The sequence below is a fragment of the Streptomyces aidingensis genome (assembly GCF_900112355.1).
Classification (GTDB): domain Bacteria; phylum Actinomycetota; class Actinomycetes; order Streptomycetales; family Streptomycetaceae; genus Streptomyces; species Streptomyces aidingensis.
Genome location: NZ_FOLM01000004.1, coordinates 109268 through 121740, shown reverse-complemented (window position 1 = coordinate 121740; position 12473 = coordinate 109268). Strand labels below are relative to the sequence as shown.

The following is a 12473-nucleotide window of genomic DNA, read 5'->3' as shown; positions in this document are numbered from 1 at the left end:
ATGCGGCCCCTCCACCGAAGGGAGTTGTCGTATCTGCCGACCTGATGACGAACGGTCCGCCATGGCCGGCGGCGGGGCGGGCCCGGGCCGTTCTCAGGTGATTCTCAGCCGGCTCCCAAACCGCCTTCATCGGTGCCTTCCAGCCTGGAGACGGCAAACGGACACCACGAGGATGGGACCACCGATGAAGAGCAAGCGAGCCCGCGCGGGGCTGGCCGTCGCCGCCGTCGCGGGGGTGGGGCTGATGTTCCCGGCGGTCGCCCTGGCGGCGGACGACGGGCGGGACACCGGCGGCGACACCTCCGCCCCGGAGCAGGACACCGCCGGGTCGGAGCGCCGGGAGCGCCAGGAGGAGCGGCAGGAGCAGTGGGCCGGCGAGCTGGCGGAGGAGCTCGGGGTCGCGGAGGAGGATGTGGCCGCCGCGCTGGAGAAGTTCCGCACCGAGAAGGCCGAGGAGCGTCAGGCCGGCCGGCAGGAGCGGCTGGCGGAGCGGCTCGACAAGGCCGTTTCCGAGGGCACGCTCACCCAGGAGCAGGCCGACGCCATCCTGGCGGCGGCGGAGAACGGTGTCCTGCCCGGCCCGGGCGGCCATGGCGGCCATGGCGGTCCCGGCGGCATGCCGCGCGGCATGGGGTGGGAAGCGCAGGGCTGACCGCCCGGTACCGGACCGGGGGAACGCGGTGCCTCGCCCCGAAAGGGGGCGGGGCACCGCGCGTTGTGCCGGGGAAACGTCCGCCGGGTCCGGGCGCGGGCACGGAGTGCCGTGACGGTGGCGGGGTATTTTCAACAGGGGACCCGGTGATGCGCGCCGCATTCCGCGCCGGAGTACGCCCGGGGCGCCCATGGAATTGTTTTCGCGTAAAGAGCTTCCAATCGCGCGCACTCACTACGCCCTTTCGAATGAATTCCGGGAAAGGCGAACGGCTGCCCGGGCGCATCGCGCCACGGAGCGGACCGGCCGGCGACGGGCGGCGCGGCTTCCCGGTAGGGCGCAACTGAACGGAAAAGAAACCGAGTTGCCGGGCCCGGGAAAGCGGCGGGCGAGCGGTTTCGCGGCCCTTATAGGGCGTTTCCGGCCCTTCTGTCGAGCACCCGAAATAGCGATTGCGCCCTTCCGTCGGCAGGAAATACCTTCGCATCACCGCACTTCGTAACGGTACCGGGCAGGAGGATCCCCATGTCCGGCCCGGACACGGCAAGCGCGGTCACGCGGCGGCCCAGAACACGGCCGGGCCTTCCGGAGAAATTCTGGAAAAGGGCATCCGAGGCCACGGACCATCACACTCCGCGGGATTCCACCATTCAGGCAACGGGCTCCGCGGTTCCTTCTGCCGCGCCCGGTCTCCGAGAGCAGGTTCGCCATGACTTCTCCATTCCGGTTTTTCGGGAACTGGTCTCCGGCGGCTGTCGTCTGCGATGTGGACGGCACCCTGGTCGATACCGAAAGATCCTGGCAGGAGGCCCGGATCCGGACACTGGCCGATTACGGGCTGAAGCCGCCCGCCGGGTTCCCCGAGCGGGTCGAGGGAATGCACTACACCGATTGCGGACGGCTGATGGCGGTGGAGGCAAGCAAGCCGGAACTCGCCGGCGAACTGGCCGACGCGCTGCTGCGCCACTTCCTGGCCCGGGCCGGGGACGACGCGGTCGCCATGCCCGGTGCGGCCGACTTCGTCCACCGGGTGGCCCGCCGGGTCCCGCTCGCGGCGGCGAGCAACTGCCCGGCGGAGGCGGTGCGGGCCGGCCTGGAGCGGGCGGGCCTGCTGCACCACATGCGGCATGTGGTGGTGGCCGGGATGCGGGTGCCGGGCGGCTCCGGTGCCACCGTGCGCCCCAAGCCCTGGCCCGACGCCTATGCGACGGCGGCCCGGCTGTGCGGCGCGGCACCGGAGCTGGTACTGGCCGTGGAGGACTCCCGCACCGGGGCCCGGGCGGCCCGCGAGGCCGGCCTGCGGGTGCTGGGCGTGGGCTCCCGGCTCGCCGGTGACGGCAACGGGACCGGAAACGGTGGCGGCGGCAGTGGCGGTGGCAGTGGCGGTGACGGTGCCGTGGACGCCTGGGTGGCCTCGCTGGACGATCCCGCCCTGCTGGCCTGGGCGGGTGGACTGCGGCCCGCCGCGTCCCGCTCCCGCGGAGCTCCGACAGCCCGCTGAACGGCACCGGGCGCGGCCGGCCGGGCGCGGTCAGCCGGGCGCGGCCAGGCGGGACCGCAGCGAGCCCAGCGGCCCCTCGGCGGCGCCGTACAGCAGCCCGATCCCGGCCGCGCCCGGATCGGGCACCCCGGCCGTCCGTTCGCCCAGATAGCTCGCCCGGCCCAGGCGCGCCCGGAGCCGCGCGGTGTCGCGCACGCCCCGCCAGGCCGCCTCCGCGGCGGCGGACAGCGCCCGGCCGGGCGGGGTGCCCGGCGGGGCGGCGGCCAGTGCCGCGGCGGCCGGCGCCAGGGCGTCCACCAGCGTCTTGTCGCCGGGCGCGGCGCCACCCACCCGGCGGATGGCGGCCAGCCCCCGGCCGGTTCCCTCGCACAGCGCCGCGGTGGTGGTTCCCGACTCGGCCACGGCGGCGGCGAGCGACTGCAGCAGCAGGCCGAACAGCGGGCCGCTGGTGCCGCCGATCTCGTCCAGGAAGGCCGTGGCGGTCGCCTCCAGGGGCAGCGCGGAACCGGCTTCCGGGCCGGATCCGGGGCCGGGGGAGGAGCCGGGGACGGCGGCGGGGAGCCGGTCCAGGCGCCGGCGGGCGGCCCGGGCCCCGGCGCCCAGATTGGTGCCGAAATCGCCGTCGCCGGCCAGCTGGTCGAGCTCGGTCAGCTCGGCCTCCACGGCCAGCGCGCTCTCGGTGAACCAGCGCATCCAGCAACCGGTGAGGGCGAGTCCCCCGGCGGCGTCACCGCCGCCGGGTCCGTCGGTGGCGGACATGGGCGGTCCTCCTGTCTCACCTGTGCCGTCTGCCGGCGCGGGGCGGTGGCGGGGCGGGCCCGCTCACCAGCGCAGGGCGGCGGTACGGACCGGGGCGTCGTAGTACTTCAGGGTCATCCAGTCGGCGGCCATCAGAGTGAGGGAGAAGCCGCGGGTGTCCAGGGCGGTGACAAAGCTGCCGACCAGGGTGCGGGCCACGCCGACCCGCTGCTCCTCCAGCACCCGGACGAGTTCGCCGCAGATGCCGTACAGCTCCAGGGAGGTGATCCCGCCCAGGCCGTTGACCAGCACCAGCAGCGGATCCCCGGCGGCGGCCGGGGACAGCTCGGCGAGCAGTTCGCCGGCCATCCGGGCCACCAGCGGCCTCAGCCCGGCCGCCGGCACCGTGCGGGCGGCGCGCTCGCCGTGGATGCCGACGCCGTACTCGGTCTCCTCCCGGCCCAGCGTGAACGCGGGCTCCCCGGTGGCCGGGGAGGTGTGCGCCGCCGAGGCGACCGACAGGGTGCGGCACCGGGCGGCCAGGGCGCTGCCCAGGGACTCCAGCTCGGCCAGGCCGAGCCCGGTGTCGGCGGCCCCGCCGAGCACCTTCTCGATGAGCACGGTGCCGCCGGTGCCGCGGCGTCCGGGACCGGCTCCGGACGAGGCGGAGTCCGAGGCCACATCGTCGTCGACCAGCACCCGGGCGCAGGGGATGCCGCGGTGGGCGAGGCGCTCCGCCGCGATGCCGAAGTTGATCCGGTCCCCGGTGTAGTTCTTCACGATGTGCAGCACGCCGCCGCGCCGGGCCACGGCCAGCGACGCCTGGTACACCTGCCGGTTGTGCGGCGAAGTGAAGACCCGGCCCGGGCACGCGGCGTCGAGCATGCCGGCCCCGACGAAGCCGGAGTGCAGCGGCTCGTGCCCGGAGCCCCCGCCGGAGACCAGGCCGACCAGCCGGGAGCCGGCCGCGTCGCGCGCGGTGAGGAACCCGTGTTCCGGATCGAGGGTCACGATGTCCGCGTGTGCGCGGGCAAAGCCGGCCAAGGCGTCCGGGACCAGCCGGCCGGCGCTGTTCTGGAAGAACGGAGCCACGTCGAGCCTCCCTTCCCCGAGTGCCGTCGTGGACGGAGCGGCCCGCGCCCTGCGGGCTTTCATGCTGCGCCCACCCCGGCCCATCGGCAAACCGCACGGGGCAGCGGGTGACGCCGGAAGGGCTCTTCGCCCGGGTGCGGACCCGGGCGCCGGTCAGTCGTCCCGGTCGTCCCGGTCGTCCCGCAGGGTGCGGGCGAGGACGGCGCGGTGGGTGGGGCGGGCCTCCTCGTAGAGGCGGCGGCCCTTGTCGGTGAGCAGCACGAAGACGCCGCGGCGGTCCAGCTCGCACAGTGCGCGCTGCACCAGCCCGGCGCGCTCCAGCCGGGCGGTGAGCCGGGAGGCGGCGCTCTGGCTGAGCGGGACGGCGCCGGCCAGCTCGGCGGCGCGGCACTTGCCGACCGAGCAGCCGGCCAGCTTCTCCAGGGCCTCGAACTCGCTGACCCCGATGGCGTGGCGCTGCTGGAGCTCGCGTTCCAGGGCGTTCCAGACCGCGGCATGGCGGTCCAGCAGCGTGTGCCAGTCCGCCAGCAGTCTGCCTTCGTCCAGATCGCTCACGCAGGGCAGAGTAACATGCGCATGAATTTTATGCGAGCACATTAAATGCGTTGGGGTTAGATGCACGCGCATGTATTGTCTCGGCCATGAGTTCCTCCACGACCTCGACCTCGTGGGACGCCCGGCTGTGGGGCGTCCTGCTCACCGTCTCCCTCGTAGTCGGCCTCGACGCGCTCGACGTGTCGATGGTCGCCGTGGCACTGCCCTCCATCCAGGACGAGCTGGGACTGTCCACCAGCGCCCTCCAGTGGGTGGTCAGCGGCTACATCCTGAGCTACGGCGGCCTGCTGCTGCTCGGCGGACGCACCGCCGACCTGCTCGGACGCCGCCGGGTCTTCCTCTGGGCGGTCGCCGTCTTCACCGTCGCCTCGCTGCTCGGCGGCCTGGTGGACGACGGCGCCCTGCTGATCGCCAGCCGCCTGGTCAAGGGCGCCGCCGCCGCCTTCACCGCGCCCGCCGCGCTCTCCCTGATCACCACGACCTTCGCCGAGGGCCCGGCCCGCAACCGTGCGCTGGGCATCTTCGCCGTCTTCGGCGCCAGCGGCTACTCGGCCGGCCTGGTCTTCTCCGGGCTGCTGACCGGCGTCGGCTGGCGCTGGACCTTCTTCCTGCCGGTGCCGATAGCCCTGGTGGCGCTGATCGCCGCCCACCGCCTGCTGCCCCGCGACACCCGGCCGCGGCGGCGCTCCGGCGGCTATGACCTCCCCGGCGCGGTGACCGGCGTCGCCGCCATGCTCACCCTGGTCTACACCGTGGTGGAGGCGCCCGAGACCGGCTGGGCGGCGCCCCGTACCCTGCTCCAGTTCCTGGCCGCCGCGGTACTGCTCGCCGCCTTCCTGCTGATCGAGTCGCGCAGCCGGCACCCGCTGATCCGGCTGGGCATCCTGCGCTCCGGCCCGCTGGCCCGCGCCAACCTGGGCGTCGCGGTGTTCTTCGGCGGCTACCTGGGCTTCCAGTTCGTGCTGATGCTCTACCTCCAGTCGGTGCTGGACTGGTCCCCGCTGGAGACCGCGCTGGGCTTCCTGCCGGCCGCGCTGATCGTCGCCTTCGGCTCGCCGCGGACGGACCCGCTGATCAACCGGTTCGGCACCGCGCGCACCATCGCGGGCGGCGTGGCGGCACATCTGGCCGCCTATGTCCTCTTCCTGGCGCTGGACCGCGACCTGCCGTACGCGGTGGGCACCCTGCCCAGCATGGTCCTGCTCGGCATCGGCTTCATGCTGGCCTTCGCCTCCTTCAACATCCAGGCCACGGCCGGCATCCCGGACCACGAGCAGGGACTGGCCGGCGGCCTGCTCAACACCTCGGTGCAGGTGGGCGGGGCGATCGGGCTGGCCGTGGTGACCGCCGTGCTGACCGGCAACGGCGGCGGCCGGGAGGGCGCCGAGGCGCTGCTGGCCGGCTTCGACCCGGCGCTGTGGACGGTCACCGGCTTCGCCGTACTGGGCCTGGCCATCGCGCTCACCGGAACCCTCCGCCGAGGCGGGGCCGGCAGGCCCGGGCCGGAACTGCCCCCGGCGGCGGCCGGACAGCCGGCCGGCGACGGCGCCGGGCCCGAGGCCGAGCCCGAGCTCACCGCCGCCGTCCGCTGAGCCGGCCGGCCCGGCGACCGGCCGGATCAGTGAGACGGTGACCGGCGGCGGCCGGCGGGCCCGGAACTCCCGGGCTCACCGGCCGTCGCCCACCGGGCCCCGCTGGCACCGCGGACACCAGTAGACGGGACGCTCCCGGCCGCGCTCGCCGTGGTGCGCGGCGGCCGTGCGGACCGGGGTCCCGCAGCACAGACAGGGGCGGCCGGCCCGCCCGTAGACATACAGCCGCTCGCCCCGCCGCCCCGCCGCCGGACCGGTCATGGTGGTGGTGCGGTCCGGGCGGTCGCGGTTGGCCTCCAGCAGCCGCTTGGCATCGGCCACCAGCCGCTCCGGCTCCGCCAGCTCGCCGACCGGCCGCCACGGCGTGGCCCCGGCGAGAAAACACAGCTCGGCCATGAAGACATTGCCCACCCCGGCCAGATTGCGCTGATCCAGCAGGGCGGCGCCCAGCGGGCGGTCCGGATCGGCCAGCAGCCGGCGCAGCGCCCGGGCCGCGTCCCAGTCCGGGCCCAGCAGATCCGGCCCGAGATGGCCCACCGCCCGCGCCTCGTCCCGGCCGCGCAGCAGCTCCAGCACCGGCAGCCGGTAGCCCACCGCGCTGTGCCCGGCGGTGGACAGCACCGCCCGGATCTGGTGCCCCGGGCCGCCCCGCCACCGCTCGCCGGCGCGGTACACCCGCCAGGCGCCGTCCATGCGCAGATGCGAGTGCAGGGTCAGCCCGCCCTCCAGCCGGGCCAGCAGATGCTTGCCGCGCGGAACGATTTCCAGCACCGTCCGCCCGCTGAGATCGGCCGTGGCCAGCCGGGGGACGCGCAGGTCGGAGCGGATCAGCCGATGCCCGGCCAGCGCGGCGTGCAGACGCCGCGCGGCCTGCCGGACCGTGTCACCCTCGGGCACGTCTCCCATGATGCCGCTGCCGCCGCCGTCCCGGCGGAGGGTGAGGTTCCGGGACCGAGCCGTCACCTTCCGGTCACCTGGGCGCCCCCCGGGATTTCACCGCCGCACGGACCGTGGTGTGGTGTGAAACGCATCCTGAGCATCGTCCTCGCGGTACTGCTGCTCGGCGGGGTGACCGCCGTGCTGCTCCGCGAAGCCGGCGCGGACGACGACGACGGCACGGCAACGACGACCGTGTACGGCATGGTCGGCTCCGAGAAATCCGAGTTCTTCGCCGATCCGGAGGTGATCCGGGAACTCGCCGGTCACGGCCTGACCGTACGGATCGATCCGGTCGGCTCCTGGGCCATGGAGGAGGCCGGCCTCGACGGCTACGACTTCGCCTTCCCCTCCAGCCAGGGCCCCGCCGATGTGCTGCGGGAGCGATTGGGCGACACCGAACTCCCGGCCCGGCCCTTCTACTCCCCGCTGGTGGTGATGGCCCGCGCCTCCGCCGCCGAAGTGCTGGCCGCGGGCGGCATCGCCGAACTCGACGGCGAGCACCGCGGACTGCTGCGCATGGCGCCCTACCTGACCGCCGTCGAGGAGGGACGCACCTGGCAGGACCTGACCGGCGCCGAGGCGCACACCGAGCTGTCCGGCGCCCTCTACATCTCCTCCACCGACCCGCTGACCTCCAACTCGGGCGCCGAATACCTGGCCGCCGCCTCCTATGTGGCGGACGGCGACCGGGTGGCCGACGGCGCGGAGGCCATCGAGCGCACCGCCCCGCTGCTGCGCCGCCTGATCCAGGTGCAGGGCGCCCAGCGGTCCAGCTCCGACGCCCCCTACCGGGACTTCCTCAGCGGGATCGGCAACTCGCTGGTCCTGGTCTACGAATCACAGGTGGCGCATCTGCTGCTGAGCGGCCGGCAGCCGCCGGAGGACCTGGTGGTGCTCTACCCGGACACCACCGTGTTCAGCGACCACACCGTGGTGCCGTTCACCGAGGCGGGCAAGGAGCTGGGCGAACTGCTGACCAACGATCCGGAGCTGCGTGAGCTGGCGGTCCGGCACGGCTTCCGCCCGCAGGGCTCCACCGCCGAGTTCGCCGCCGCCGTGGCCGGCCACACCGGCTATCTCAACCACGATCTGACCGGGGTGCGCCAGGCGCCCTCACCCACCTCTCCGGTGCTGCGGGCCATGGCCGAGCGGGCCCGGGAACAGGAGGCCGGCTCATGAGCCGCCCGGAACACCGCACCCGGACACTGGCGGCCACCGCGCTGCTCACGCTCACCGCGCTGCTGACCGCGGCCTGCACCCAGGGCGGCGCGGGCGGCGACGACGGGGGCGGCGGCAACGGCGGGGCGGAGATCACCGTCCGCATCCTGGCCGGCAGCGAACTGGAGGACACCGCCGCGCTGCTGGAGCGCGCCGCCGAGGAGACCGGCGTCCGCGCCGAGATCACCTGGACCGGCACCCTGGACGCCAGCCGGCTGCTCGCCTCCGGCGGCGAGGGCGGCGCGGACGCCGAGGCCGCCGGGAATTACGACGCCGCCTGGCTGGCCACCAACGACTATCTGCGGCTGCACCCCGGCTCCGCCGACGTGATCGTCTCCGAGACCCCGGTGGCAACCTCGCCGGTGGCACTGGGCGTCCGCCGGGAGGCCATGGACCGGCTCGGCTGGGACGCCGGCCAGGTCACCTGGGAGCAGGTGCACCGGGCCGCCGCCGACGGCGAGCTGACCTTCGGCATGACCGACCCGGTCCGGTCCAACTCCGGCTACAGCGCGCTGATCTCCGTCGCCTCCGCGCTCTCCGGCGCCCAGTCGGCGCTGACCGCCGAGAACATCGACGACGCGGCCGGCCGTCTGGAGGAGTTCTTCACCGGGCAGCGCCTCACCTCCGGCTCCTCCGGCTGGCTGGCCGAGGCGTTCACCGGCCGCACGGATGTGGACGCGCTGATCAACTACGAGTCGGTGCTGCTCTCCCTGAACCGCGACCACGACGCCGGGCTGTCCGTGGTGCTGCCCACCGACGGCGTGGTCTCGGCCCGCTACCCGCTGACCACGCTCGCCTCCGCCTCCCCCGAGGCGAGGGACGCGCTGCGCACCCTGGCCGAGTGGCTGCGCGAGGAGGAGGCGCAGCGCGCGCTCACCGAGGACACCCTGCGCCGCCCGGTGATTCCCGAGGTCACCCCGGCGGAGGCGATCCCGGACGAGGCCCGCCGCGAGCTGCCCTACCCCGGGTCGCTGGAGATCGCCGACGGGCTGCTGGAGGCGTTCGACAGCCAGTTGCGCCGGCCCTCGCGCACCGTCTATGTGCTGGACGTGTCCGGCTCGATGGAGGGCGAGCGGCTGGCCGGCCTCAAGGCCGCGCTGCGCCGGCTCACCGGGACCGAAACCGACGGCACCGCGCCGGGCGAGACCTTCCGGGAACGCGAGGAGGTCACCCTGATGCCCTTCTCCACCTCCGTGGTCTTCACCGAGACCCACACCGTGGACCCGGCGGACCCGGACGCCGCGCTGGCCGGCATCCGGGAGACCATCGACGGGCTCTACACCCTGGCCGACACCAATGTGTACGGCAGCCTGATGGACGCCTACGACCTGCTGGGCGAGGAGTCCCTGGAAGGCACCTTCACCTCGATCGTGCTGATGACCGACGGCGAGAGCAACTACGGCCCGACCGCCGGCGACTTCACCGAATTCCACAATGAGCTGCCCGCGGCACGGCGTACCGTCCCGGTGTTCACCGTGCTGTTCGGCGATGCCGCACCCGAGGAGCTGGAGGGCATCGCCGCGCAGACCGGCGGGGAGGTCTTCGACGCGGTGAACGGCTCCCTCGACGACGCCTTCCGGGAGATCCGTGGCTACCAGTGACAGATCCCGTGACAGCGGTGGCGGGGCGCGGCGGGCGCTCGGCTGGTTCGAATCGCGCAAGAACCTCACCGGCAGCGCCTGCGCACTGGCCGGGGTGGGCCTGGCCCTGGCCGGGGTGACCGGCCCCTGGTGGCCGGCCGTGGTGGCGGCACTGTACGCCGCCGGGGCGCTGCTCGCCCCGCCGGAGCGGCCCGGCCCGCCGCGGTTCACCCCGCCCGGGGAGGTGCTGGCCGCGCTGCGCACCGATCTGACGGTGCTGCGCGGCTATCTCGCCGGGCTGGAGCTGCCGGCCGCCGCGACCGCCCGGCTCGGCGAACTGGACGGGCTGCTGGACGGGCTGACCGGCGCCGCGGAGACCGCGGAGGACGCGCGGGTGCTGCATGCGCTGGGCAGCGCCATCCGGCAGGACATCCCGGAGGCGGTGGACGGCTATCTGCGCACCCGCTGGTGGTCCCGGCTGGCGCCGGGCACCCGGTCCCCGGAGGAGGAGCTGCGCCGTCAGCTCGACGCGCTGCACGCCGAGCTGACCGGGCTGGCCGGCTCGGTCCGGGAGGACCTGGAGCTGCGGCAGCAGTCCCACACCCACTACCTGCGCCTGCGCCACCCCGACGGCCCGGACGGCCCCGACAGCCCCGAGAACGGCCGGGACGGCACCGGGGATCCCCGCCGCAGGCTGAGCTGACGCTCACCGGAGCCGGGCGAAGCGCCGGTTACGGCCGGGGGAACGGCGCGTTCCCGCCCCGGAATGTCCGGCTCGCGGCCCCCGGGGGTGCTACGTTCCGCCCCATGGGCCGAACCGACCACACACCCGCCCGGGGGCGGGACTCCGGCTTCCTCGCCCTGCGGCTGCCGGCCACGGCCCGCGGCGCGGCCCGGACCACCCGCGCCGCCCGCTGGGCCGCGGCTTTGTCCGTGGCCGCGCTGCTCGGCTGGTCCGCGGTCTCCGCCGAACTGCACGGCGATCTGCGCTATGTGCTGGGCGCCCTGCGCGCCGGTGACGGCGCCGGCTTCTCGGCCGCCGAGACGTTCACCCATCGCCCGCTGTTCTACCGCTGGTTCATCGCCGCGCTGGACGGCCTCGCCTTCGGCTCCACCGGCACGCGGGAGATCGTCATCCGGCTGGCCGGGCTGGCGCTGTGCGCGGCGGCCGGTGTGCTGCTGCACGCCGCCCTGATCCGGAGGCTGCCGCGCGGCGAGGCCCTGCTCACCGCCGCCATGACCACCCTGGCCCTGGCCCTGGCGCCGCGCCTGGACTTTCTCCAGCCGGAGTGGACCGCGGTCCTGCTGGCGGTGGTGGCGGTCTCCGCCGTGCTGCTGATCGACCGGCCCTGGCCGGCCGCGGCGGTGGCGGCGGTGCCGCTGGGCCTGGCGGTGATGATGAAGTTCTCCACCGCCGCCATCGCCCTGATGGCCCTGCTGGTCGTCTTCGGCACCGACCGGGCCCGCGCGGTGCGGGCGGCGGTGGCGGGCGCCGGCGGTGCCGTGCTGCTGTTTCTGCTGAGCCTGGCGGTGGCCTCGCACGAGTGGCAGTGGGTGCGCGACATGCCCCGGATCAACCGCACCGGCCTGGAGGCGGAGTTCCTGCGGCCGTCGTATCTCTTCGAGCGGATCACCACGCATCTCGGCGACCGGGTCTTCGTCAGCCCCGTGCTGGCGCTGCTGCCCGGCGTGCTGCTGCTGGTTCTCGCCCGGGTTCCGGGACGGCGCGAACGGCTGCACCGGGCGGTTCCGGCGCTGCTCATCGGCCTGGCCGCGGTGGGCGCGGTGACCGTCCAGGGGCAGTGGTTCCTTTATCACAGCGCGGTGCTGCCGGTGTTCGCGGCGGCGCTGTGGGGCCTGGCGGTGGCCCGCTGGTACCGGGAGTTCCGCCGCCCGCCGGCGGCCCTGCTGACGGTGACGCTGCTGCTGGCGGCCTGGGGACCGGTCAGCCACCGGCTGCCGGAACGGCTGCACGGCCCGGAGGTGGGCTGGGCCGCGGCGGCCGTGGCCCTCGGCGCCGCCCTGCTGGATCTGTGGTCGGTGCGCGGCGGGTCCCGCGGCCGGGGCACCGGGATGTTCCGGGTGCCGGTCTCCCTGATCGCGCTGGCGGGCGTGGCCTGCCTGGCGGTCACCGTCTGGCCCGGCTCGCCGCACCAGAAGATCAGCCGGGCGGACCTCTTCACCACCAACACCGGCTACTGGGCGGCGACCGAGGCGCGGGAGGCGGAGGGCCGGCTGCTGCGCGCGGAGATCGGCGACCCGGACGCGCCGGTGCTGTATCTGGCCTTCGGTGATGTCGTCTACTTCACCGGCCTGCCCGGCCAGTGCCGCTACCCGGTCCCCACCTTCCTCCAGCGGGTGCGGTTCATCGAGGAGATCCGCGAGCTGCCCTCGCACGACGAGAACGCCCGCTGCCTGACGGAGAACCCGGCCCCGTTCGCCGTGCTCAGCCGGTCCTGGTTCCGGCCGGGCCTGGTGGACGAGGCGGTGCGCGACCGGATCGCGGAGCTCTACGACTGCCCTGCCCGGGAGGAGGCCCCGGACCGCCACGCCGTCCTGTGCACCCGCCGCTGAACCGCTGCGGCGCTGCGGCGCCGGACCGCCGC

The 12473-nt window shown here is 74.6% G+C and carries 11 protein-coding genes; 7 read left to right on the top strand and 4 right to left on the bottom strand.

Annotated features, from left to right (window positions below; all coding sequences use genetic code 11):
• Positions 1–184: 184 nt before the first annotated feature.
• On the top strand, positions 185–652 hold the full coding sequence (locus BM242_RS10025; protein WP_217652423.1) for a hypothetical protein: 468 nt from the start codon (positions 185–187) through the stop codon (positions 650–652).
• A gap of 709 nt (positions 653–1361) precedes the next feature.
• Complete coding sequence (locus BM242_RS10020; RefSeq protein ID WP_093838393.1) at positions 1362–2153, top strand: HAD family hydrolase; 792 nt, start codon at positions 1362–1364, stop codon at positions 2151–2153.
• Between the two features lie 30 nt (positions 2154–2183).
• Here the strand turns inward: BM242_RS10020 and BM242_RS10015 are convergent, their stop codons facing one another.
• The 3 genes from BM242_RS10015 to BM242_RS10005 all read right to left on the bottom strand — a co-directional run bounded on the left by BM242_RS10015 (position 2184) and on the right by BM242_RS10005 (position 4538).
• Complete coding sequence (locus BM242_RS10015; RefSeq protein ID WP_245833981.1) at positions 2184–2846, bottom strand: DAK2 domain-containing protein; 663 nt, start codon at positions 2844–2846, stop codon at positions 2184–2186.
• Between the two features lie 129 nt (positions 2847–2975).
• Positions 2976–3983, bottom strand: a complete 1008-nt coding sequence (locus BM242_RS10010) for a dihydroxyacetone kinase subunit DhaK (RefSeq protein WP_093838391.1) — start codon at positions 3981–3983, stop codon at positions 2976–2978.
• A 153-nt stretch (positions 3984–4136) separates the two neighbouring features.
• Positions 4137–4538 (bottom strand): MarR family winged helix-turn-helix transcriptional regulator, encoded by a 402-nt coding sequence (locus BM242_RS10005; protein ID WP_093838390.1) that lies wholly within the window; start codon positions 4536–4538, stop codon positions 4137–4139.
• Positions 4539–4624: 86 nt separating this feature from the next.
• On the opposite strand from BM242_RS10005, the gene BM242_RS10000 reads away from it, so the two are divergent.
• The gene (locus BM242_RS10000; RefSeq protein WP_093838389.1) at positions 4625–6130 is read left to right on the top strand and encodes an MFS transporter; all 1506 of its coding nucleotides are present in this window, start codon (positions 4625–4627) and stop codon (positions 6128–6130) included.
• Between the two features lie 75 nt (positions 6131–6205).
• Here BM242_RS10000 and BM242_RS09995 read toward each other — a convergent pair whose 3' ends face one another.
• On the bottom strand, positions 6206–7027 hold the full coding sequence (locus BM242_RS09995) for a DNA-formamidopyrimidine glycosylase family protein (RefSeq protein ID WP_093838577.1): 822 nt from the start codon (positions 7025–7027) through the stop codon (positions 6206–6208).
• 123 nt (positions 7028–7150) lie between these two features.
• Between BM242_RS09995 and BM242_RS09990 the strand changes: the two genes are divergently transcribed.
• The 4 genes from BM242_RS09990 to BM242_RS09975 all read left to right on the top strand — a co-directional run bounded on the left by BM242_RS09990 (position 7151) and on the right by BM242_RS09975 (position 12441).
• A complete protein-coding gene (locus tag BM242_RS09990; protein ID WP_093838388.1) occupies positions 7151–8248 on the top strand; it encodes a substrate-binding domain-containing protein in 1098 nt (365 codons plus the stop codon).
• Positions 8245–9888: a VWA domain-containing protein gene (locus tag BM242_RS09985; RefSeq protein WP_093838387.1), complete on the top strand. Its 1644-nt coding sequence runs from the start codon at positions 8245–8247 to the stop codon at positions 9886–9888. The genes BM242_RS09990 and BM242_RS09985 overlap by 4 nt, the downstream gene beginning before the upstream one ends.
• Positions 9875–10570 (top strand): hypothetical protein, encoded by a 696-nt coding sequence (locus tag BM242_RS09980; protein WP_245833950.1) that lies wholly within the window; start codon positions 9875–9877, stop codon positions 10568–10570. Before BM242_RS09985 ends, BM242_RS09980 begins: the two co-directional genes overlap by 14 nt.
• A gap of 104 nt (positions 10571–10674) precedes the next feature.
• Positions 10675–12441, top strand: a complete 1767-nt coding sequence (locus BM242_RS09975) for a hypothetical protein (RefSeq protein ID WP_093838386.1) — start codon at positions 10675–10677, stop codon at positions 12439–12441.
• Positions 12442–12473 lie beyond the last annotated feature (32 nt).